Below are 21,289 nucleotides of genomic sequence, written 5' to 3' on the forward strand. Positions count from 1 at the left end.
CGCCCCTGCTCGTCCACCTCCGCCGCGAACGGAGCGATCTTCGCCTCGGCCAGCGAACGCACCGCCTCACGGAGCATCCCGTGCTCCTCGGAGATGCGGAAGAGATCGAAGTCAGCCGCCCCTGCGCTGCCCGCCATGATGCCTGCCTCGTCGTTCAGTGACCGACGCCCGATCGAGGTCCGACCGACGCCCGGTGCGAATCGAAACCGCGGTTAACTACCGTTCAGTAGAGATCCTAGGGCGCCGACCTGCGGCTGCCTAGCGTCCAGGGGTCGCCCTGTCGGCCGTCCGGCGCACCCGGGGACGATCGGCGGGGCGGCCCCTCGATCGTGCAGGTGATCCCGGGGCTCCCCCGGAGGGCGGATAGCATCAGGGCATCCGTACTGGTCGCGTCCGCATCCAAGGAGAACCCGTGACCCTCCGCATCTCCGTGATCGGCACCGGCTACCTCGGCGCCACGCACGCCGCCGCGATGGCCGAGTTCGGCTTCGAGGTGCTGGGTCTGGACGTCGACCCCGACAAGATCGCCCTGCTGACCGCCGGCCGCGTCCCGATGTACGAGCCGGGGTTGTCCGAACTCCTGCTCAAGCACGTGGCCGGACACGAGGGTTCGACCGGACGGCTGCGCTTCACCACCTCCGCCCAGGAGGCCGCCGAGTTCGGCGACGTGCACTTCATCTGCGTCAACACCCCGCAGCGCAAGGGCGAGTTCGCCGCCGACATGTCGTACGTCGACACCGCGATCGACGACCTCGCTCCGCACCTGACCCGCCCCGCCCTGGTGGTCGGCAAGTCCACCGTCCCGGTCGGCTCGGCGGCCCGGCTGGCCGAGCGGCTGGCCGCGCTGGCGCCGGTCGGCGAGGGCGCCGAACTGGCCTGGAACCCGGAGTTCCTGCGCGAGGGGTTCGCCGTGCGGGACACCCTGCGGCCGGACCGCATCGTGGTCGGTGCCCAGAGCGAGCGGGCCGAGCGGTTGCTGCGCGAGGTGTACGCGGAGCCGATCGCGGCCGGGGTGCCGTTCATGGTCACCGACTTCGCGACCGCCGAGCTGGTCAAGGCGGCCGCCAACTCCTTCCTGGCCACCAAGATCTCCTTCATCAACGCGATGGCCGAGGTCTGCGAGGCGGCCGGGGCGGACGTCACCCAGCTCAGCAAGGCGCTCGCCTACGACGAGCGGATCGGCGGCAAGTTCCTCAACTCCGGCCTCGGCTTCGGCGGCGGCTGCCTGCCCAAGGACATCCGCGCGTTCATGGCCCGGGCCGGCGAGCTCGGCGCCGACCAGGCGCTGACCTTCCTGCGCGAGGTCGACTCGATCAACATGCGGCGCCGCTCCCGGATGGTCGAGCTGGCCCGCGAGCAGTGCGGCGGCGGCTTCCTGGGCCGCCGGGTCGCCGTCCTCGGCGCCGCCTTCAAGCCCAACTCGGACGACATCCGGGACTCCCCCGCCCTCAACGTGGCCGCCCAGATCCAGCTCCAGGGCGCCCAGGTCACCGTCTACGACCCGAAGGCCGTGGACAACGCCCGCAAGATGTTCCCGTCGCTCGCCTACGCCCACTCCGCCCTGGAGGCGGCCGAGGGCGCCCACGTGGTCCTCCACCTCACCGAGTGGTCCGAGTTCCGCGAGCTGGACCCGGCCGTCCTCGGCGCCGTGGTCGCCGAACGCCGCCTCCTCGACGGCCGCAACGTCCTGGACGCCGAGGCCTGGCGCGCCGCCGGCTGGACCTACCGGGCCCTCGGCCGCCCGAGCTGACCCGCCCGCGCTCCGGAAGCGCCCGTCCCCGACCCCGGGGGCGGGCGCTTCCGCGTTCCCGGGCCCAGTCATTTGAACATGTTCAACTTACGTGCGAGGATCGGCCCACCCGCTGTCCGCGGGGTCCGGAGACCGGGGGGTCCTTCATGCGCAGGTCGTTCGTCTGGCCGGCCGTCGGCTGCTCCGCGGTCGTCGCGCTCCTGCTCTTCTTCGCGGGCCGCTTCCTGCTCGCGCTCGACGACCTCGCCTCCGGCGAGCCCGTCAAGGCCGCCTGCTCGAAGGTCGCGGACTTCGCGGGCGGATCGATGCCGGAGCAGGCCACCGGGGCCGTGTGCACGGACACCAGCGGCTGGCGGGAGCGGGGCTACGAGGCCGCGTTCCGGATGCCCCGGGCGGACCTGGCCGCCCGGCTGGTCGCCGCGTTCCCGCGCGTCCGGCTGATCAGCGACGAAACCTGGGGAATGACCCTCAGGAACCGCAACGAGAGCGACCAGGACCGGCCCGAGGGGAAGGCCTGGGTCGTCGAACTGGAGATCACGTACGCCGACGACACGACGGCCCTGGTCAAGCTCGTGGCCACCAACGTCTGAGCCCAGGAATCCGGTGCCCCCGGCCGTCGTTGGTACCGGCATGACGAGCTACGGCGACGACGCGACGGTCCGCGGGATCCTCACCGGCACCGGGGACACCTGGGCCGTGGTGGGCCTGTCCAACAACACCGCCCGGGCCGCGTACGGGGTGGCCCGGGTGCTCCGGAAGTACGGCAAGCGGGTCGTGCCCGTGCACCCGAAGGCCGAGACGGTCCTCGGCGAGCAGGGCTACGCCTCGCTCGCCGAGATCCCGTTCCCGGTCGACGTGGTGGACGTGTTCGTGAACAGCACGCTCGCCGGGGAGGTGGCCGACCAGGCGGTGGCGGTCGGCGCGAAGGCGGTCTGGTTCCAGCTGGGGGTCACCGACGAGGCCGCGTACGAGCGGACCCGGCAGGCCGGGCTGGCCATGGTGATGGACAGGTGCCCGGCCATCGAGATCCCGCTGCTGGATTGAGGCCGGTCCGGCGGATCCTGTCGGATCAGGGCCCGGCGAGGATCCGCCGGACCGGTCTCGGGCCTCAGGCCGGAGCGCCGTCCAGCCCGGCGATGGTGGCGATGGACGGGCGGCGGCTCGCGCGCAGCCCGGCGGCCACGGATTCGGCGTCGCGCAGCACGCGCACGGCGTTGTGCCAGGTGAGCTTGGCCAGGTCGGCCTCCGACCAGTGGCGGCCGAGGAGTTCGGCGACCAGGTTGGGGTAGCCGGCCACCGAGTCCAGGCCGTCCGGCAGGAAGGCGGTGCCGTCGAAGTCGCCGCCGATGCCGATGTGGTCGATGCCGGCCACCTCGCGCATGTGGTCGAGGTGGTCGGCGACGGTGGCCGGGGTGGCGACCGGGCGCGGGTCGGCGGCCTCGAAGGCGCGCTGGCGCTCCATGGCCGGCGGGGTGGTGTCCAGCGGGTGGAAGCCGTGGGCGCGCATGTTCTCGTCGGCGGCCCGGGTCCAGTCGATGGCGGCGGGCAGGATGAACTTCGGCACGAAGGTCGCCATCGCCACGCCGCCGTTGGCGGGCAGCTGGGCGAGCACGTCGTCCGGGATGTTGCGCGGGTGGTCGCAGACCGCGCGCGAGGAGGAGTGCGAGAAGACGACGGGCGCCTCGGTCACCCGCAGGGCGTCGCGCATGGTGTCGGCGGAGACGTGCGAGAGGTCGACCAGCATGCCGAGGCGGTTCATCTCCCTGACGACCTCCTCGCCGAACCGGGTCAGCCCGCCGGCCACCGGCTTGTCGGTCGCGGAGTCCGCCCACGGCACGTTGTCGTTGTGGGTGAGCGTCAGGTACCGCACGCCCAGCTCGTACAGGGCGCGCAGGGTGGCCAGCGAGCAGTCGATGGAGTGGCCGCCCTCGGCGCCCATCAGGGAGGCGATCAGGCCCTCGGCACGGGCGGCCTCGATGTCCGCGGCGGTACGGGCCAGGCGCAGCCGGTCCGGGTAGCGCTCGACCAGGGCGTGGACGAAGTCGATCTGCTCCAGGGTGGCGCTCACCGCGTGGTCGCCGGCCAGCGAGGAGGGGACGTAGACGGACCAGAACTGCGCGCCGACCCCGCCCTCCGCGAGGCGGGCGAGGTCGGTGTGCAGGCGGTCGCTCTGGTCGGCGGCGAGGTCGAGCGCGCCGAGGTCGTACCCGGCCTGCTCGCGCATCGCCCACGGGAGGTCGTTGTGGCCGTCCACGACGGGGGCGGTGCGCAGCAGGGCGCGGGCGCGGTCCAGCGGGGTGGGGGAGTCCGTCCGAGAAGTCATACGGGCTGTTCTACCCCACCCCCACCAGCGGGATTACTTGCCGAAACCGAAGGACGAGGAACCGGCCACCTTGGCGCGCAGCTTCTTGCCCTTCTCGGTGGCCTGGTTGTTCAGCTCGGCCTGGAAGTCGGTCATCTTCTCGGTGAGCTCGGGGTCGAAGGCCGCGAGCATCCGCACCGCGAGCAGGCCGGCGTTGCGCGCGCCGGCCACCGAGACGGTCGCCACCGGCACGCCGGCCGGCATCTGGACGATCGACAGCAGGCTGTCCATGCCGTCCAGGTAGCGCAGCGGCACCGGCACGCCGATGACCGGCAGCGGGGTGACCGAGGCGAGCATGCCCGGCAGGTGGGCCGCGCCGCCGGCGCCCGCGATGATCGCCTTCAGGCCGCGGGTGTGGGCGTTCTCGCCGTAGGCGACCATCTCGCGGGGCATCCGGTGGGCGGAGACGACGTCCACCTCGTAGGGGATCTCGAACTCGTCGAGCGCCTGCGCGGCGGCCTCCATGACCGGCCAGTCGGAGTCCGATCCCATGACGATGCCGATGAGGGGGGAGGTCATTCGGTGATCGTTCCTCGCAGGTAGGCGGCCGCGTGGCGGGCGCGCTCGCGGACGTCTTCGAGGTCGTCCCCGAAGACGTTGACGTGGCCGACCTTGCGGCCGGGCTTCACGTCCTTCCCGTACATGTGGATCCGCAGCCCGGGGTCGCGGGCCATGCAGTGCAGGAAGGGGTGGTACATGTCCGGGTAGTCGCCGCCGAGGACGTTGACCATGACGGTCCACTTGGCGCGCGGGCGGGGGTCGCCGAGCGGGAGGTCGAGGACGGCCCGCAGGTGGTTCTCGAACTGCGAGGTGACGGCGCCGTCCTGGGTCCAGTGCCCGGAGTTGTGCGGGCGCATGGCGAGCTCGTTGACCAGGATGCGGCCGTCGCGGGTCTGGAACAGCTCGACGGCGAGGTGGCCGACGATGCCGAGTTCGCCGGCGATCCGCAGGGCGAGCTGCTGGGCCTCGTCGGACAGGGCCGGGTCGAGGTCCGGCGCGGGGGCGGTGACCTCGGCGCAGACGCCGTTCTCCTGGACGCTCTCCACCACCGGGTAGGCGACGGCCTGACCGCTGGGCGAGCGGACCACGTTGGCGGCCAGCTCGCGGACGAAGTCGACCTTCTCCTCGGCCAGCACCGGGACGCCGGCCAGGAACGGGGCGTGCGCCTGCTCCTCGTCGTCGACGACCCAGACGCCCTTGCCGTCGTAGCCGCCGCGGACGGTCTTCAGCACGACGGGGTAGCCTCCCGCCCGTCGCCCACCCCCGCCCTCGGCCGACGGGGCTTCGCCCTGGCCCCTCTTGAGCTCGTTCGCGAAGGCGGTGACGTCGGCCGGGTCGGCGACGATCCGGTGCCGGGGGCAGGGGACGTCGATGGAGTCCAGCTTGGCCCGCATCACGCCCTTGTCCTGGGCGTTGACCAGCGCGTCCGGCCCGGGGCGGACGGCGATGCCGTCGGCCTCCAGGGCCCGCAGGTGCTCGGTGGGGACGTGCTCGTGGTCGAAGGTGATCACGTCGCAGCCGGCGGCGAAGGCGCGCAGGGTGTCGAGGTCGCGGTAGTCGCCGAGGACGACGTCGGAGACCACCTGTGCGGCGGAGTCCTGGGGCGTGTCGGCGAGGAGTTTGAACCTGACCCCGAGCGGGATGCCCGCCTGGTGTGCCATGCGGGCCAGCTGCCCGCCACCGATCATGCCCACCACTGGAAAATTCACATTGCCCGGGGAAGTCACGCGGCCCAGGATATCCGGGCCGGTGGGGGGCGGTGGAGCCGCCGGTGGGGGCTCCGGAGCGGACGCGCGTAGATGTCGGGCTGCCGCCCTGGGGGCTGAGCCGTTCGATGGAAGCGGGTAGCCTGGACGGCCAGGTCCTGGTCTGCGCGGTCCGATCATGTGCGTGCACGCAGGGCTCAAGGGACGGCGGCGCCGCCGCGACCGGCCCTTTCGACCCGCAGGTACATGGAGGCAGTCCGGTATGGCGACGACCACAACTTCGGAGCCCTCACTCACGCGGAAGATGCGTGGGATCACGGGTGAAGTCGTGAAGTTCGGCATCGTCGGACTGAGCGGCGTGGTGGTCAACTTCGCCGTCTTCTGGGTCTGCATCAACGGCATGGGCCTGGCCTCGGTGCGGTCGAACATCGTCGCGACGGTGATCGCGATCGCGACCAACTACCTGGGCTACCGCTACTGGCTCTACCGGGACCGCGACGCCGCCTCCCGCAAGCGCGAGATCACGCTCTTCCTGGTCTACAGCGGCATCGGCATGCTGATCGAGACCGGCGTCCTCGGCTTCTCGGTGTACGTGCTCGACCTGCGCTCGCACTACGAGCAGATCGGCGCCAAGGTCATCGGCCTCGCCGTCGCCACCGTGTTCCGCTTCGTCTCGTACCGCACCTGGGTGTTCAAGGCCGTGCCGGAGCCCGTCGGGCTGCCCGCCCAGCAGTCGGTGGACGCCACCAGCGGCCGGGAGCTGGCCGCACAGGCCGAGCTGATGCTGGCCACCGAGCGGATCCGCCTCGCCAAGGCCGAGTAGGCCCCGCGGCCCCCGCCCCCTCACTCCTCGCAGCCCCGGCAGGCCCAACCGGCCGCCGGGGCTTGCCGTTCGCGCGGTCGGCGGAGGACAGTGGTTACCGAGGGCGAGCACGGTCGGCGAACGATCAGGGCCGAGGGGGGCCAGGAGGCTCGCCATGACGTTCGTCCAGATCATCGACTGCAAGACCGACAGGCTCGACGACCTCAACCGGCTGCTGGACACCTGGGTCGACGCGACCCGGGGCAAGCGGACCGCTTCCCACGCGGTGGTCGGCGCCGACCGCTCCGACAGCAAGCACGTGGTGGAGATCGTGGAGTTCCCCTCCTACGAGGAGGCGATGAGGAACTCCGGTCTGCCGGAGACCGACCGGATCTTCCGCGAGATGGTGGCGCTGTGCGACGCTCCGCCCACCTTCACCGACCTCGACGTGGTCCGCGACGCGCAGTTCAACAAGGCCACCGCGAGCCGGGTCCTCGACGAACTGGCCCGCGGCAACCTGGACGTCATCGACGAGTGCATGGCCGCCGACTACCGCGACCACGACTACGGCAGCGAGGGCGACACCGTCGGCGTCCCGGCGTTCCGGGAGCGCTGCGGCGGCTACCTGGCCGGCTTCGACTTCACCTTCGCCGTCGAGTCCCAGATCGCCGAGGGCGACGAGGTGGCCACCCGGTGGACCTGGCACGCCACCCAGAAGGCCGACTTCATGGGCGTCCCGAACACCGGGAAGTCGGTGGTCGGGCGCGGCACGACCACCTTCCGCTTCACGGACGGCAGGATCCGCGAGGGCTGGTGGCAGTGGGACGTGCTGGGCCTGATGCGCCAGCTCGGCGTGCAGCCGGGCTGACCGGCTCCGGCTCCGGCTCCCGAACAGACCGCTCGACCCCGGCCCCGGCCCCGGCGCCCGCACAGCCCGCCCGGTCCCGGCGTCGACCGGCCCGCCCGGCCCTGCGGAGCCCGTTCAGTCCTGGTGGCTGCGCCCGAGGAAGAGCGCGAACACGGCCGGCTTCAGCGAGAGCAGTTCGAGCCGCCCGCCGTCCGCCTCCGCGAGGTCGCGGGCGACGGCCAGTCCGATGCCGGTGGAGTTGCGCCCGCTGACCGCGCGTTCGAACACCCGGTTGCCGAGGTCCGCCGGCACGCCGGCGCCCTCGTCCTGGACCTCGACCACCACCGAGGTGCCGGACGGCCGGATCCGCAGGGTGATCGTCCCGGCGCCGTGCATCAGCGAGTTCTCGATCAGGGTGGCGAGCACCTGGGCCACCGTCCCCGGGGTGCCGACGGCGGTGACCCCGTGCAGCCCCTCCAGGGAGAGCACCCGGCCCTGCTCCCGCAGCGTCGGGCCCCACTCCTCCACCTGCTGCTTGATCACCTCGTCCAGGTCGAAGGCGACGGCGGTGGGGCTGCGCGGGTCGCGCTGGGTGGTGAGCAGCCGCTGGACCACGTCGGTGAGCCGCTCGACCTGCTGGAGGGCGATGGTCGCCTCCTCCTTGACCGTCTCCGGATCCTCGGCGAGGGCGGTGATCTCCTCCAGCCGCATGGAGAGCGCGGTGAGCGGGGTGCGCAGCTGGTGCGAGGCGTCGGCGGCGAGCCGGCGCTCGGCGGTGAGCATCCGGGCGATCCGCTCGGCACTGGTGTCCAGCACCTCGGCGACCCGGTCGAGCTCGGGCACCCCGTAGCGGCGGTCGCGCGGGCGCGGGTCGCCGGAGCCGAGCCGCTCGGCGGTCTCGGCGAGGTCGGTGAGCGGCCGGGCGAGCCGCTTGGCCTGCCAGACGGCGAGCGCCACCGCGGCCTGGACGGCGAGCAGGGCGACCACGCCGAGCAGCAGCAGGTTGTTGGCGATCTCGTGGTCGACGTCCTCGCGGGACTGCTCGACGGTGACGGTCTCGCCGCTGTTGCCGCGCTCGACGGCCTTCAGCAGGTGGCTCCCGGCCGGGCGCTCGCCCGCGGAGACCACCGGCTGGCCGGGCACCTGCACCTCGACGTAGCTGCCCTCGGTGACCTGGCTCTCGAAGGCCCGCCCGGTGACGGGCTCCCCGGCGGCGAGCCGGCTCTCGACCAGGGCGAGCACCCGGACGGCGGCCGCGTCCACCCGGTCCTGGGCCGAGTTGACGATGGTCCGCTTCTCGACCAGGGCGATCGGCACGCAGAACACCACGACGACCACCAGGACGACGCCCAGCAGCGAGTTGATCATCCTGCGTTTCACGCTGCCGCTCCCCGGGGTGTTCCGCTGCCGCGGGCCGAGGGCCCGTTCTCCGTCAGGGGGTCAATTCTTCTCGAAACGGAACCCGACTCCGCGCACGGTGGCGATGTAGCGGGGGTTGGCCGCGTCGTCGCCGAGCTTCTTGCGGAGCCAGGAGATGTGCATGTCCAGGGTCTTGGTGGAGGTCCACCAGGTGGTGTCCCAGACCTGCCGCATGATCTCCTCGCGGGTGACCACCCGGCCGGCGTCCCGGACCAGGACCCGCAGCAGCTCGAACTCCTTGGCGGAGAGGGTGAGTTCCTCGTCGCCGAGCCAGGCGCGGTGGGACTCGATGTCGATCTTCACGCCGTGCGCGCCGGTGGTGAGCTGGTCGACGTTGCCGCGCCGGAGCAGGGCCCGGACGCGGGCGAGCAGTTCGGCCAGGCGGAAGGGCTTGGTGACGTAGTCGTCGGCGCCGGCGTCCAGGCCGACCACGGTGTCCACCTCGTCCGCGCGGGCGGTGAGCACCAGGACGGGGCAGCTCTTGCCGTCGGCGCGCAGGCGGCGGCAGACCTCCAGGCCGTCCATCTCGGGCAGTCCGAGGTCCAGGACGACGAGGTCGACCTCCTCGGTGAGGCCGGCGGCCAGTGCGGTCGGACCGTCCTCGCGGACGAGCACCTCATAGCCCTCGCGTCGTAGGGCCCGGGCGAGCGGTTCGGAGATCGCCGGATCGTCCTCGGCGAGCAGCACACAGGTCATGTGGTGATGGTAGTCCGCCGGGGTATGGCCGTACGCCCTGTGAGGTAGTTCACAGAGCGTGATCGTTATACAAGCCCTTGATCGCACTCAACATGGCGCAACAGACCGACCGTTCGGCGAAGAATCCCCTTTTCGATCTTGAAACCGAAGGGAGACACGCCCATCTACCATCGATAGATCGGGAAGATCTGGCGCCGACTTTGCCATTCCCATACCTGATTCAAGGCTTTTGTCATCTGATAAAGCCAAATGTCGCCACGTAGAGTGGTTTCGTCCACGTCCGCCGCCACCCCCCTAGGCGGACGCTGTCAGGCAAGGAACCACTACTCATGGCGTCGAAGACCCTGGACGCCGACGTGACGTCGGCCTCTCCCGGCGGCAAGACCTTCCTCGGGCACCCCCGAGGTCTCGCCACCCTGTTCATGACCGAGATGTGGGAGCGCTTCTCCTACTACGGCATGCGCGCCCTGCTCATCTACTACCTGGTCTCCGGTGGCGCCGACGCCGCCGTGGGCAGCCAGGGCGGTGGCCTCGCCAAGTCGGCGGCGCTGGCGACGGCGGTCTACTCCGTCTACGTCTCGATGGTCTACCTCATGGCCTACCCCGGCGGTTGGTTCGGTGACCGGGTCTGGGGTGCCCGCAAGACCGTCGCCATCGCCGGTTTCGTGATCATGTTCGGCCACATCGCGCTGGCCGTCCCCGGACAGGCGGCGTTCTTCGTCGGCCTGCTCCTGGTCGCGGTCGGCTCCGGGCTCCTGAAGGCCAACATCTCCACGATGGTCGGCCAGCTCTACAACGGCCCCGAGGACCCGCGCCGCGACGGTGGCTTCACCGTCTTCTACATGAGCATCAACCTCGGTGCCTTCGTCGCCCCGTTCATCATCGGGACGGTCGGCAAGGAGTACAACTGGCACCTGGGCTTCGGGATCGCCGCGGTCGGCATGGCCTTCGGCCTGGTGCAGTTCCTGCTGGGCAGCCGCCACCTGAGCCCCAAGAGCAGCAAGGTCCCCAACCCGCTCAAGCCCGCGGAGCGCAACCGCCTGCTGGTGAAGGCCGGCATCACCGTCGCCGTCATCGCCGTCTTCTACGCCGCGATCGCCGGGCTGGGCGTCTACACCCTGAACTGGGCCCTCGTCCCGCTCACCCTGGCCGGTCTGCTCATCCCGGTCGCCGTGCTGGTCCGGATCAAGCGCGACAAGGACCTCAGCGCCGGCGAGCAGTCCAAGATGTCCGCCTACATCTGGTTCTTCGCCGCGGCCGCCATCTTCTGGATGATCTACGACCAGGGCGGGTCGACCCTCTCCCTGTTCGCCGACAAGAAGACCGCGGACAACCTGTTCGGCTTCGGCTTCTCGGCCACCTGGTACCAGTCGCTCAACCCGCTGTTCGTGATGGCGCTCGCGCCGGTGTTCGCCTGGCTGTGGCTGTGGCTCTCCCGCCGCGACAAGGAGCCGAACACCATCGTGAAGTTCTCGATGGGCCTGCTCCTGGTCGGCGCCTCGTTCTTCATCTTCATCGTCCCGATGAACATGGCGGACGGCGGTGCCACGGTCTCCCCGATGTGGCTCGTCTCGATCTACCTGATCCAGACCATCGGTGAGCTCTGCCTCTCCCCGGTCGGCCTCTCGGTCACCACCAAGATGGCGCCTCGCAAGTACGCCTCCCAGATGATGGGCGTCTGGTTCCTCGCCGTCACCGCCGGTGACTGCACCACCAGCCTGCTCTCGCTGGCCGGCGTCAGCCTCGACGGCATCGGGATCATCGCGATGCAGGCGTCGCTCGCGGTCCTCGCCGGGCTCGCCGTCTTCGGCTACCGCAAGCGCGTCCAGGCCCTCATGGGCGACGTGCACTGACGGACCGACCTACGGCCCACGCCTCCGGGGCCGCCGTGGATTCCTGAGATCCGCGGCGGCCCCGGTCGTCTTTCCGGACCCGGTGCCCCTCCGGATCCGGCCGTCCCTCCGGACCCGGTGCCTCTCCGGACCCGCTCGTCCTTCCGGCCCCGCCGGGCCCCCGTCGTCATCCGCTCGACAGGGGCCCGGCGGCCGTGCCTATGGTGCCCGGCATGACGACCCTCTCCTTACCCCGTCAGCTGGCCCGCACCCGGCGGTTCACCCTGGGCGTCCCCGCCCAGCCGGAGCCCTCGCCGGACGGCGCCACCGTGCTCTTCCTGCGCGGCCGCACCGGCACCGACCCGCTCGCCTGCCTCTGGGCCCTGGACACCGCCACCGGCGCGGAACGGCTGATCGCCGACCCGGCCGCGCTGGGCGCCACCGAGGGCATCGCCGCGTACAGCACCGACGCCACCGGCGCGCTCGCCGCCTTCGCGCTGGACGAGGCCCTGTGGCTGGCCGACACCGCCGCCGGCACCGTCCGCGCCGTTCCCGTCCCCGGCCCGCCGCGGGACCCTCGGCTCGACCCGACCGGCCGCCGGATCGCCTACGTCAGCGGCGGCGCCCTGCGGGTCGTCGGCGTCGACGGCACGGACGACCGCCCGCTCGCCGAACCCGAGGCCGAGGACGTCGCCTACGGGCTCGCCGAGTACGTCGCCTCCCAGGAGATGTTCCGCGACCGCGGCCACTGGTGGTCCCCCGACGGCACCGCGCTGCTGGTCGCCCGGGTCGACGACCGCCCGCTCGCCCGCCTCTTCCTCGCCGACCCCGCCGACCCGCACCGCCCGCCCCGCGCCGTCCGCTACCCGCTGGCCGGCACCGCCAACGCCGAGGTCTCGCTGCGGCTGCTCGGCCTCGACGGCACCGACACCGAGGTCCACTGGGACCGCGCCGCGTTCGAGTACCTCACCGCCGCGGGCTGGGACGGCCACGGGCCGTACGCCGCCGTACAGAGCCGCGACCAGCGCACCGTCCGCACCCTGGCGATCGAACCGGACGGCACCACCCGGGTGCTCGCCGAGCGGCAGGACGCCCACTGGATCGAGCTGCTCCCCGGCCTGCCGACCCGCACCGGCGGCGGCGCCCTGGTGGACACCGCCGACCTGGGCGACACCCGGCACCTGACCGTCGACGGCGAGCCCGTCACCCCGCCCGGGCTCCAGCTGCGCGCGGTGCTCGGGACGGACGGCGAGCAGGTGCTGTTCACCGCCTCCGAGGAACCCACCGAGACCCACCTCTGGACGTACCGACCGGACACCGGCCCCCGGCGGCTGAGCAGCGGCCCCGGCCTGCACACCGGGGTGCGGCACGGCGCCACCCTGGTGCTCACCACCCGCTCCCCCGACCACCCCGGCGGCCGCTCCACCGTCCTGCGCGAGGGCCGCCCGGCGCTCCCGCTCCCCTCCCGCGCCGAGCCACCGGTCCGCACCGCGGCACCCGAACTGCTCCGGCTCGGCCCGCACGAGCTGCGCGCCGCGCTCTTCCTGCCCGCCGGCCACCGCCCCGCGGACGGCCCGCTGCCCGTCCTGCTCGACCCGTACGGCGGGCCCGCCCTCCAGAAGGCCACCACCGGCGGCCTCTGGTGGGACCAGGTCTCCCAGTGGTTCGCCGACCAGGGCTTCGCGGTCCTCGTGGTGGACGGCCGCGGCACCCCCGGGCGCGGGCCGCGCTGGGACAAGACCATCTACGGCGACAAGGCGGAGCCCGCCCTCGGCGACCAGATCGAGGGCCTGCGGGCGGCCGACCGGCTGCGGCCCGGGCTGCTCGACCTCGACCGGGTCGGCATCCGCGGCTGGTCCTACGGCGGCTACCTCGCCGCCCTCGCCGTGCTGCGCCGCCCGGACGTCTTCCACGCCGCCTCCGCCGGAGCCGCCCCCACCGACTGGCGGTTCTACGACACCCACTGGCAGGAGCGCTTCCTCGGCCACCCCGACGAGCACCCCGAGCACTACGACGGCGGCTCGCTGATCGCCGAGGCGCCGAAGCTCAGCCGTCCGCTGCTGCTGATCCAGGGCCTCGCCGACGACAACGTCTACCCGGCCCACACCCTGCGGCTGTCCGCCGCCCTGCTCGCCGCGGGCCGCCCGCACGAGGTCCTCCCGCTGCGCGCCACCGGCCACCGGCCCACCGACGAGGCGGTGGTGGAGCACCTGCTGACCCACGAACTGCACTTCCTGCGAAGCTCGTTGGGCCTGGCATGAGCGAAGGCCCGCCCCCGTCGCAGGACGGGGGCGGGCCTTGTGCCGAACGACCGGCCCGGGCATCGGGCGTGGGCTCCGGGCAAGGGCATCAGACCTCGCGGACGCCCGCCCGCCAGACCGCCGCCGTCAGCGGCACGCCCGGCCGGTAGGCCAGGTGGACGTGCGAGGGCGCGTCCAGCAGCAGCAGGTCCGCCCGGGCACCGGGCGCGACCACGCCGACGTCCGAGCGCCGCAGCGCCCGGGCACCGCCCGCGGTGGCCGCCCAGACCGCCTCGTCCGGGGTCATCCCCATCTCCCGCACCGCGACCGCGATGCAGAACGCCATCGAACTGGTGAAGCTGGAGCCGGGGTTGCAGTCGGTGGACAGCGCCACCACCGCGCCCGCGTCCAGCAGCCGGCGCCCGCTCGGGTACTCGGCCCGGGTGGAGAACTCCGCCCCCGGCAGCAGGGTCGCCACCGTCGCCGAGCCGGCCAGCGCCGCCACGTCCTCGTCCGTCAGATGGGTGCAGTGGTCCGCCGAGGCGGCCCCCAGCTCGACGGCCAGCTGCACGCCGGGCCCGTACGAGAGCTGGTTGGCGTGCACCCGGGGGGTGAGGCCGCGCTCGATGCCGGCGGTCAGGACCGCCCGGGCCTGCTCCCCGTCGAAGGCGCCCTTCTCGCAGAACACGTCCACCCAACGGGCGTGCGGGGCGCAGGCGTCCAGCATCTCGCCGGTGACCAGGTCGACGTACCCGGCCGGGTCCTCGGCGTACTCGGGGGCGACCACGTGGGCGCCCAGGTAGGTGGTCTCCGGGGTGTGCGCGGCGGCGATCCGCAGGGCGCGCGCCTCGTCCTCGACCGTCAGCCCGTAGCCGGACTTGCACTCGATGGTGGTGGTGCCCTGGCGCACCGCCTCCCGGACGAACCGGGCCAGGTTGGCGTCCAGTTCGGCGTCGCTCGCCGCCCGGGTGGCCGCCACCGTGGTCCGGATGCCGCCCGCCGTGTACGACTGCCCGGACATCCGGGCGTTGAACTCGGCGGTGCGGTCGCCGGCGAACACCAGGTGGGCGTGCGAGTCGACGAAGCCGGGCAGCAGGGCGCGGCCCCCGGCGTCGAAGCGCTCGTCCGCCGCCGGGGCGTCGGCCGCCGGGCCGACCCAGGCGACGGTGCCGCCGTCGACCACCACGGCCGCGTCGGTCAACAGCCCGAGCGGCCCGGTGCCCCGCCCGGGGTCGTTGGTGACCAGGCTGCCGATGCCCGTGATCAAGGTGGTCCTGGTGTCAGTGGTCACGACAAGGCCTTCCGAAGGGGTTCAGGGAACGGATCAGCAGTCCAGCGCGCCGATCGCGGAGCGCAGCGCACCCGGCACGTCGGCCACCAGTCGGTGCACGCCGTCCCGGACGACGTGCCGGCCGCCGACCACCACGTGCCGCACGTCCGCTGCCGAGGCCGCGAAGACCGCGATCTCGGCGCCGAGCCGGGGCGGCGGCCCCGCCGTACGGACGGTGTCCAGCGCGATCACCGTGAAGTCGGCGAGCGCCCCGGCCTCGATCCGCCCGGCCTCCGGCCAGCCGAGCGAGGCGTGGCCGTCCTCGGTGCCGGCCCGCAGCAGGGCGGCCGCCGTCCAGTGGCCGCGGGTGCGGGTGCGCAGCCGTTCGTCCAGCTCCAGCGCGCGGGCCTCCTCGAACGGGTCGATCACCGCGTGGCTGTCGCTGCCCAGGGTGATCGGGGAGCCCGCCGAGGCGAGCCGGCGGGCCGGGCCGATGCCGTCCGCGAGGTCCCGCTCGGTGGTGGGGCACATGCAGACCGTGGTGGAGGAGTCGGTGAGCAGCCGGACGTCCTCGTCGGTCAGGTGGGTGGCGTGCACGGCCGAGGTGCGCGGGCCGAGCGCGCCGTGGTCGGCGAGCAGCCTCGTCGGGGTGACGCCGTGCGCGGCCAGGCAGGCGTCGTTCTCGGCGGTCTGCTCGGACAGGTGGACGTGCAGCGGTGCCCGGCGCATCGCCGCCCAGTGCGCGACGGTGCCCAGCTGCTCGGCCGGCACGGCCCGCACCGAGTGGATGGCGGCGCCGATCCGGGCGTGCTCGCGGGGCTTGAGCGCGTCCGCCCGGACCGCCCAGGCCTCCGCGTCGCCGTCGCTGAACCGCAGCTGCGGCCCGGTCGGCTCGGCGCCGAAGCCGGAGGAGAGGTAGCAGGTGTCCAGCAGGGTGATCCGGATGCCGGCCCGGGCGGCGGCCTCGATCAGCGCCTCGCCCATCGCGTTCGGATCGGTGTACCGGGCGCCGCCGGGCGCGTGGTGCAGGTAGTGGAACTCGCCGACGGCGGTGATGCCGGCCAGCGCCATCTCGGCGTAGACGGCGGTGGCGAGCTCCAGGTAGCGCTCCGGGTCCAGCGCGCCGGCGAACCGGTACATGGTGTCGCGCCAGGTCCAGAAGGTGCCGGAGCCGACCTGGACGTGCCCGCGCAGCGCCCGGTGGAAGGCGTGCGAGTGGGCGTTCGCCTGACCGGGCAGCAGCAGGCCGTCGAGCCGGACGGCGTCGGGCGGGCAGGGGCCGCTGTCCGGGGTGACGGCGGCGATCGTCCCGCCGGGGCCGGTGGTGATCAGCACGTCCTGCTCGACCACCGACCCGTTGTCGTGCGGCAGCCAGGCGTACCGGGCCCAGTACGTCACGGGGGTCGACGGGGTCACTGACACGCCAGGTCCTCCAGTACGTCGGCGAGGGCGGCGACCCCGGCCAGGCAGTCGGCCCGCTCGGCGTGCTCGGCCGGGGAGTGCGAGACGCCGGTGGGGTTGCGCACGAACAGCATGGCGGTCGGGATCGCGGAGGCCAGGATGCCGGCGTCGTGTCCCGCGCCGGTGGGCAGCACCGGGGCGTCCAGCAGCTTGGCCAGCCGGTCGCGCAGCGGCCCGTCGAAGTCCACCACCGGGGTGTAGGACTCGCGGGTCAGCTCGACCCGGACGCCGTCGCGCTCGCCGCGCTCGGCGGCGGCCCGCTCGATCTCGGCGACCAGCGCGGTGAGGGTCCGCTCGTCGGCCGCCCGGGAGTCCAGCCAGCCGCGCACCAGCGAGGCGATGGCGTTGGTGCCGTTGGGCTCCACCGCGACCTTGCCGAAGGTGGCCAGCGCACCCGCCAGCCTCGCCTTCTTGCGGGCGGCGAGCACGGTGTTGGCGTACGTCAGCATCGGGTCGCGGCGGTCCTCGATCCGGGTGGTGCCGGCGTGGTTGGCCTCGCCGTGGAAGTCGAACCGCCAGCGGCCGTGCGGCCAGATCGCACCGGCCACGCCGACCGGCTGCCCCTCGGCGAGGCAGCGGCCCTGCTCGACGTGGAGCTCGACGAAGGCGCCGATCCGGGCCAGCCGGTCGTCGTCCGCGCCGATCGCGGTCGGGTCGTAGCCGGCCCGCTCCATCGCGTCGGGCAGCCGGACGCCGTCGGCGTCGCGCAGCCCGTACGCCTGCTCCGGCGACAGCACCCCGGCGGTCAGCCGGGAGCCGATGCAGGCCACGCCGAACCGGGCGCCCTCCTCGTCGCCGAAGTTGACGATCGCCAGGGGCCTGGTGAACCCGGCGCCGCGGGCGCGCAGTTCGTCCAGCGCGGCGAAGGAGGAGACCACGCCGAGCGGGCCGTCGAAGGCGCCGCCGTCCGGCACGGAGTCCAGGTGCGAGCCGGTGACGACCGCCCCCTGCCCGTTCGGGTCGCCCAGCCAGGCCCACTGGTTGCCGTTGCGGTCCAGCTCGTACGTCAGGCCGCGGTCGCGGGCCTGCTGCTCGAACCAGGCGCGGCACTCGGCGTCGGCGGAGTTCCAGGCGAAGCGGCGGTAGCCGCCGGAGGAGGCGGAGCGGCCCACGGGGAGCAGCTCCGCCCACATCTCCTCGAAGGAGGAACTCACAGCTCGCCCATGGGGCTGTGCTCGTTCATGGGGACGCGCACACCGCGCTCGGCGGCGACCTCGGCGGCCCGGTCGTAGCCGGCGTCCACGTGCCGGATGACGCCCATGCCCGGGTCGTTGGTGAGCACCCGGCGGATCTTCTCCCCGGCCAGCGCGGTGCCGTCGGCGACGGTGACCTGGCCGGCGTGGATCGAGCGGCCGATGCCGACGCCGCCGCCGTGGTGGATGGAGACCCAGGAGGCGCCGGAGGCCACGTTGACCATGGCGTTGAGCAGCGGCCAGTCGGCGATCGCGTCCGAGCCGTCCAGCATCGCCTCGGTCTCCCGGTACGGGGAGGCGACCGAGCCGCAGTCCAGGTGGTCGCGGCCGATCACGATCGGGGCGGACAGCTCGCCGGAGGCGACCATGTCGTTGAAGCGCTCGCCGGCCTTGTCGCGCTCGCCGTAGCCGAGCCAGCAGATGCGCGCCGGCAGGCCCTGGAAGTGCACCTTCTCCTGGGCCAGCTTGATCCAGCGGGCCAGCGACTCGTTCTCCGGGAAGAGGTCGAGGACGGCCTTGTCGGTCTTGTGGATGTCCTGCGGGTCGCCGGACAGGGCCGCCCAGCGGAACGGGCCCTTGCCCTCGCAGAACAGCGGGCGGATGTACGCCGGGACGAAGCCCGGGAACGCGAAGGCCCGGTCGTAGCCGGCCAGTTGGGCCTCGCCGCGGATCGAGTTGCCGTAGTCGAAGACCTCGGCGCCGCGGTCCAGGAAGCCGACCATCGCCTCGACGTGCCGGGCCATGGACTCGCGCGAGCGCTGGGTGAACTCGGCGGGCTTGGCGGCCGCGTAGTCCGCCATGTCGTCGAAGTCGACGCCGACCGGCAGGTAGCTCAGCGGGTCGTGGGCGCTGGTCTGGTCGGTGACGATGTCGATCGGCGCGTCCATCGCGAGCAGCTGCGGGAAGAGCTCGGCGGCGTTGCCCAGCAGGCCGATGGAGAGCGGCTGGCGCTTGTCGCGGGCGGCGGTGGCGAGCTCCAGCGCGTGGGAGAGGTCCTTGGCCTCGACGTCCAGGTAGCGGTGCTCGATCCGGCGGGAGATCCGGGACGGGTCGCAGTCGATGCAGATCGCCACGCCGCCGTTCATGGTGACGGCCAGCGGCTGGGCGCCGCCCATCCCGCCGAGGCCGGCGGTGAGGGTGATGGTGCCCTCCAGCGAACCGTTGTAGCGCTTGTTCGCGACGGCGGCGAAGGTCTCGTAGGTGCCCTGGAGGATGCCCTGGGTGCCGATGTAGATCCACGAGCCGGCGGTCATCTGCCCGTACATGGTGAGCCCGAGGCTCTCCAGCCGGCGGAACTCCTCCCAGTTGGCCCAGTCGCCGACCAGGTTGGAGTTGGCGATCAGCACGCGCGGCGCCCACTCGTGGGTCTGCATCACGCCGACCGGGCGGCCGGACTGGACCAGCATGGTCTCGTCCTGCTTCAGGCCCTCCAGCGTCTTCACCATGGCGTCGAAGGAGCGCCAGTCCCGAGCCGCCTTGCCCGTGCCGCCGTACACCACCAGCTTCGACGGGTGCTCGGCCACCTCCGGGTCGAGGTTGTTCATCAGCATCCGCAGGGCGGCCTCCTGCTGCCACCCCTGCGCCGTCAGCCCCGTCCCACGCGCCGCGCGCACCTCGCGCGGCCCGCTCGCCTGCTGCACCATAGTCCCGGCCTCCCTGCGGATGGATTAATTCAAGCTTGGTTCGGTTGAATATAACTAAACAGACGGCTTTCGACCAGACCCCGGAACCATCGGAACAGCCACGGCCGGAACCCGGCCCCAGGCACGCCGGAATGCCCGCCCGGCGGGGCCGGAACGGGCTGACCCGCGGGCCGTTCAGGCCGCGGCGGGGCCGTCCCAGTCGATGCCGATCTCGGCGAGCCAGCGACGGTCGTCGGCGTCCGGGGCGGGCGGGGACGGCGGGCGGGGGATGTTCTGGACGGGACCGAGGCCGTACCTCTCGGCGGCCGCCGCGGCGGCGCGGGCGTCGGGTTCGATGACGCCGACGTGGACGGCCGACTCGTCGCCCGGATCGAGGACGGTCAGTTCGGGTTCGGGCAGGCGCCGCAGGGTGACGCGGCGTCCGCAGGCGGGGCAGGACCATTCGTCGGCGCCGGAGGAGAGGCGGGCGACGAACTTCATCTCGTGGATCACGTGCATGGGTGGCACCCCCTGCAGGAGGGGATGCCCGGGTTCATGACGGCTACTCCCCCACCGCCGCTCCGGGCCGCGGCTATTCCAGGAACAGCCCACGCGCCGCCGCGGACTGCTCGATCGCCTCCAACCGGGCCTCCGCGCCGGGGAGTTCGTCGCACATGGACTGCAGCAGCACCCGACCGAGCATCATCGGCGCGCACGCGGTGTCGAAGACCAGCCCGGTGCCGACGGCGGCCGGCAGCATCAGGTCGGACAGCTTGGCGACCGGCGCGAAGGCGCTGTCGGCCACGGTGAGCACCGTCAGCCCGCACTCGCGGGCCACCGCCAACGCGTCCATCAGCTCCCGCGGATAGCGCGGCAGCGCGAAGCAGAGCAGTGCGCTGGCCCCGGCCGCCCTGGCCTGCTCCAGCCGGTCGGCGAGCATGCTGCCGCCCTCGTCCAGCAGCCGGATGTCCGGGTGCACCTTGGCCGCGAAGTAGGCGAAGCCGCGCGCCTGCGCCGAGGCGGCCCGCAGGCCGAGCACCGGCAGCGGGCGCGAGGCGGCGAGCAGCCGGGCGGCCCGGGTGATCGGCTCCGGGTCGGCGAGGAGCTCGGCGAGGTGGCGCAGGTGGGCGATCTCGGCGAGCACGGCCTGCTGGTGCTCGTTGCGCACCACGTCGTCCGGGGTCTCCGGCGCGGCCTGCTCGCCGCCTCCGAGTTCGCGCAGCTGCCTGCGCAGCGCCGGGTAGCCGTCGTACCCGAGCGCGACCGCGAAGCGGGTGACGGACGGCTGGCTGACGCCCGCGAGTTCGGCGACCTCGACGCTGGACAGGAACGGCGCCTCGGTGGCGTGCCGCACCAGCGAGTGGGCGATCCGGCGCTGGGTCGGCGTGAGCCGGTGCCCCTCGAAGAGCTGGAGCAGCCGGGCGGAGGGGCCGACGCTGCCGGTGTCGTCGGTGGCGGTCATCAGCGGTACCTCCGGATGCGAGGGGGTCGGACGACGACTGTGCAGGAGCGGGCCGCACCTGGCAAAGACGTCTCGTACGGCGGGACGTCCGGTGAGACGCCCCTCGGGTCGAGCGGATCGGGTCGGGGTAACCCTGATTTGTCCCTGAGCCCGCCCGGATTCCTCCCGCGAACGGATGGACCGGGGGTCGCGGCGGCCCCACCCTGTTCCCATGGACACTCGTCAGGACGAACTGCGGCGCGACCTCGACGCCACCCTCCAGGCCCGCAAGGAGCTCGGCAAGGAGTACGAGGACGCACTCGTCGACTCCTTCATGAAGCGGCTCGACGCCCGGCTGGACGCCCGGGTCGACCGGTCGGCCGCCGGGCGGATGGACGACTACGAGCCGTCCTCCCGGGACCGGGACCGCGGCCGCCCGCGGACTCCCGGCCGGGCGGGCAACCGCCTGGCGGTGGCCTCGCTCGCCCTCGGCATCCCGCTGACGGCGATCGCCGGCACCCCGGAGGGCGGCGGCTTCGCCGGCCTGCTGGTCTGCTGGGCGGGCATCGTCGGGGTCAACTTCGCGGCCGCGCTGGGCAACCGCCGCGACGGCCGGGGCCGTCGGCCGCGGAGCGACTGGGACTGAGC

20 protein-coding genes are annotated in these 21,289 nt (G+C 73.0%); 8 read left to right on the top strand and 12 right to left on the bottom strand.

The features are described from left to right. Window positions 1-137 (bottom strand): acyl-CoA dehydrogenase family protein (locus tag ABZ449_RS36095; RefSeq protein WP_360354684.1); only part of this gene is annotated, 137 nt, incomplete at its 3' end. 275 nt (window positions 138-412) lie between these two features. Between ABZ449_RS36095 and ABZ449_RS36100 the strand changes: the two genes are divergently transcribed. The 3 genes from ABZ449_RS36100 (at window position 413) to ABZ449_RS36110 (ending at window position 2,794) form a co-directional block, all read left to right on the top strand. Beyond that, window positions 413-1,750 carry a UDP-glucose/GDP-mannose dehydrogenase family protein gene (locus ABZ449_RS36100; RefSeq protein ID WP_360354630.1) on the top strand — a complete coding sequence of 446 codons (1,338 nt, stop codon included), beginning with the start codon at window positions 413-415 and terminating at the stop codon, window positions 1,748-1,750. Window positions 1,751-1,896: 146 nt separating this feature from the next. Beyond that, window positions 1,897-2,340 carry a hypothetical protein gene (locus ABZ449_RS36105; protein WP_360354632.1) on the top strand — a complete coding sequence of 148 codons (444 nt, stop codon included), beginning with the start codon at window positions 1,897-1,899 and terminating at the stop codon, window positions 2,338-2,340. Between the two features lie 40 nt (window positions 2,341-2,380). After that, window positions 2,381-2,794, top strand: coding sequence for a CoA-binding protein (locus ABZ449_RS36110; protein WP_360354635.1), 414 nt, complete (start codon window positions 2,381-2,383; stop codon window positions 2,792-2,794). A 64-nt stretch (window positions 2,795-2,858) separates the two neighbouring features. Here ABZ449_RS36110 and ABZ449_RS36115 read toward each other — a convergent pair whose 3' ends face one another. Genes ABZ449_RS36115 through ABZ449_RS36125 form a run of 3 tightly spaced genes read right to left on the bottom strand, consistent with a single transcriptional unit; the run spans window position 2,859 to window position 5,821 of the window. Further along, a complete protein-coding gene (locus ABZ449_RS36115) occupies window positions 2,859-4,073 on the bottom strand; it encodes a dipeptidase (protein WP_360354637.1) in 1,215 nt (404 codons plus the stop codon). 33 nt (window positions 4,074-4,106) lie between these two features. Next, on the bottom strand, window positions 4,107-4,631 hold the full coding sequence (purE, locus tag ABZ449_RS36120; RefSeq protein ID WP_360354640.1) for a 5-(carboxyamino)imidazole ribonucleotide mutase: 525 nt from the start codon (window positions 4,629-4,631) through the stop codon (window positions 4,107-4,109). Then, window positions 4,628-5,821 carry a 5-(carboxyamino)imidazole ribonucleotide synthase gene (locus ABZ449_RS36125; RefSeq protein ID WP_360354641.1) on the bottom strand — a complete coding sequence of 398 codons (1,194 nt, stop codon included), beginning with the start codon at window positions 5,819-5,821 and terminating at the stop codon, window positions 4,628-4,630. The genes purE and ABZ449_RS36125 overlap by 4 nt, the downstream gene beginning before the upstream one ends. A gap of 325 nt (window positions 5,822-6,146) precedes the next feature. Here ABZ449_RS36125 and ABZ449_RS36130 point away from each other — a divergent pair, with 325 nt between their 5' ends. Together ABZ449_RS36130 and ABZ449_RS36135 are read left to right on the top strand one after the other, a co-directional pair. Continuing rightward, complete coding sequence (locus ABZ449_RS36130) at window positions 6,147-6,641, top strand: GtrA family protein (protein WP_360354642.1); 495 nt, start codon at window positions 6,147-6,149, stop codon at window positions 6,639-6,641. Window positions 6,642-6,795: 154 nt separating this feature from the next. Beyond that, window positions 6,796-7,488 carry an ester cyclase gene (locus tag ABZ449_RS36135; RefSeq protein ID WP_360354644.1) on the top strand — a complete coding sequence of 231 codons (693 nt, stop codon included), beginning with the start codon at window positions 6,796-6,798 and terminating at the stop codon, window positions 7,486-7,488. Window positions 7,489-7,602: 114 nt separating this feature from the next. On the opposite strand, the gene ABZ449_RS36140 is transcribed toward ABZ449_RS36135, so the two are convergent. After that, window positions 7,603-8,847, bottom strand: a complete 1,245-nt coding sequence (locus ABZ449_RS36140; protein WP_360354647.1) for an ATP-binding protein — start codon at window positions 8,845-8,847, stop codon at window positions 7,603-7,605. 60 nt (window positions 8,848-8,907) lie between these two features. Continuing rightward, window positions 8,908-9,582, bottom strand: a complete 675-nt coding sequence (locus ABZ449_RS36145) for a response regulator transcription factor (protein ID WP_030058577.1) — start codon at window positions 9,580-9,582, stop codon at window positions 8,908-8,910. Between the two features lie 329 nt (window positions 9,583-9,911). On the opposite strand from ABZ449_RS36145, the gene ABZ449_RS36150 reads away from it, so the two are divergent. Together ABZ449_RS36150 and ABZ449_RS36155 are read left to right on the top strand one after the other, a co-directional pair. Further along, window positions 9,912-11,435: an oligopeptide:H+ symporter gene (locus ABZ449_RS36150; RefSeq protein ID WP_360354649.1), complete on the top strand. Its 1,524-nt coding sequence runs from the start codon at window positions 9,912-9,914 to the stop codon at window positions 11,433-11,435. 212 nt (window positions 11,436-11,647) lie between these two features. Beyond that, window positions 11,648-13,675: a prolyl oligopeptidase family serine peptidase gene (locus ABZ449_RS36155; RefSeq protein WP_360354652.1), complete on the top strand. Its 2,028-nt coding sequence runs from the start codon at window positions 11,648-11,650 to the stop codon at window positions 13,673-13,675. Between the two features lie 88 nt (window positions 13,676-13,763). Here the strand turns inward: ABZ449_RS36155 and hutI are convergent, their stop codons facing one another. The 6 genes from hutI to ABZ449_RS36185 all read right to left on the bottom strand — a co-directional run bounded on the left by hutI (window position 13,764) and on the right by ABZ449_RS36185 (window position 20,662). Then, window positions 13,764-14,945 (bottom strand): imidazolonepropionase, encoded by a 1,182-nt coding sequence (gene hutI / locus ABZ449_RS36160; protein WP_360354654.1) that lies wholly within the window; start codon window positions 14,943-14,945, stop codon window positions 13,764-13,766. 33 nt (window positions 14,946-14,978) lie between these two features. Then, entirely contained in the window at window positions 14,979-16,346 is a 1,368-nt protein-coding gene (locus ABZ449_RS36165; RefSeq protein WP_360354657.1) for a formimidoylglutamate deiminase, read from the bottom strand. Further along, window positions 16,337-17,518: an allantoate amidohydrolase gene (locus ABZ449_RS36170; RefSeq protein WP_360354686.1), complete on the bottom strand. Its 1,182-nt coding sequence runs from the start codon at window positions 17,516-17,518 to the stop codon at window positions 16,337-16,339. The genes ABZ449_RS36165 and ABZ449_RS36170 overlap by 10 nt, the downstream gene beginning before the upstream one ends. 17 nt (window positions 17,519-17,535) lie before the next feature. Then, complete coding sequence (hutU, locus tag ABZ449_RS36175) at window positions 17,536-19,221, bottom strand: urocanate hydratase (protein WP_360354659.1); 1,686 nt, start codon at window positions 19,219-19,221, stop codon at window positions 17,536-17,538. A gap of 174 nt (window positions 19,222-19,395) precedes the next feature. Then, window positions 19,396-19,719: a hypothetical protein gene (locus tag ABZ449_RS36180; RefSeq protein ID WP_360354662.1), complete on the bottom strand. Its 324-nt coding sequence runs from the start codon at window positions 19,717-19,719 to the stop codon at window positions 19,396-19,398. 73 nt (window positions 19,720-19,792) lie between these two features. Continuing rightward, complete coding sequence (locus tag ABZ449_RS36185; RefSeq protein ID WP_360354665.1) at window positions 19,793-20,662, bottom strand: MurR/RpiR family transcriptional regulator; 870 nt, start codon at window positions 20,660-20,662, stop codon at window positions 19,793-19,795. Between the two features lie 211 nt (window positions 20,663-20,873). Here ABZ449_RS36185 and ABZ449_RS36190 point away from each other — a divergent pair, with 211 nt between their 5' ends. Next, window positions 20,874-21,287, top strand: a complete 414-nt coding sequence (locus ABZ449_RS36190; RefSeq protein ID WP_360354666.1) for a hypothetical protein — start codon at window positions 20,874-20,876, stop codon at window positions 21,285-21,287. Window positions 21,288-21,289 lie beyond the last annotated feature (2 nt).

The organism is Kitasatospora sp. NPDC005856, assembly GCF_040629945.1.
In the GTDB taxonomy this organism is placed as follows: Bacteria; Actinomycetota; Actinomycetes; order Streptomycetales; family Streptomycetaceae; genus Kitasatospora.

Coding starts and splice junctions, on each gene's coding strand:
- ABZ449_RS36105 (WP_360354632.1), top strand. CDS start 1,897: ATGCGCAGGTCGTTCGTCTGGCCGGCCGTCGGCTGCTCCGCGGTCGTC.
- ABZ449_RS36110 (WP_360354635.1), top strand. CDS start 2,381: ATGACGAGCTACGGCGACGACGCGACGGTCCGCGGGATCCTCACCGGC.
- ABZ449_RS36115 (WP_360354637.1), bottom strand. CDS start 4,073: ATGACTTCTCGGACGGACTCCCCCACCCCGCTGGACCGCGCCCGCGCC.
- purE (WP_360354640.1), bottom strand. CDS start 4,631: ATGACCTCCCCCCTCATCGGCATCGTCATGGGATCGGACTCCGACTGG.
- ABZ449_RS36135 (WP_360354644.1), top strand. CDS start 6,796: ATGACGTTCGTCCAGATCATCGACTGCAAGACCGACAGGCTCGACGAC.
- ABZ449_RS36145 (WP_030058577.1), bottom strand. CDS start 9,582: ATGACCTGTGTGCTGCTCGCCGAGGACGATCCGGCGATCTCCGAACCG.
- ABZ449_RS36150 (WP_360354649.1), top strand. CDS start 9,912: ATGGCGTCGAAGACCCTGGACGCCGACGTGACGTCGGCCTCTCCCGGC.
- ABZ449_RS36155 (WP_360354652.1), top strand. CDS start 11,648: ATGACGACCCTCTCCTTACCCCGTCAGCTGGCCCGCACCCGGCGGTTC.
- ABZ449_RS36170 (WP_360354686.1), bottom strand. CDS start 17,518: ATGTGGGCGGAGCTGCTCCCCGTGGGCCGCTCCGCCTCCTCCGGCGGC.
- hutU (WP_360354659.1), bottom strand. CDS start 19,221: ATGGTGCAGCAGGCGAGCGGGCCGCGCGAGGTGCGCGCGGCGCGTGGG.
- ABZ449_RS36180 (WP_360354662.1), bottom strand. CDS start 19,719: ATGCACGTGATCCACGAGATGAAGTTCGTCGCCCGCCTCTCCTCCGGC.
- ABZ449_RS36185 (WP_360354665.1), bottom strand. CDS start 20,662: ATGACCGCCACCGACGACACCGGCAGCGTCGGCCCCTCCGCCCGGCTG.
- ABZ449_RS36190 (WP_360354666.1), top strand. CDS start 20,874: ATGGACACTCGTCAGGACGAACTGCGGCGCGACCTCGACGCCACCCTC.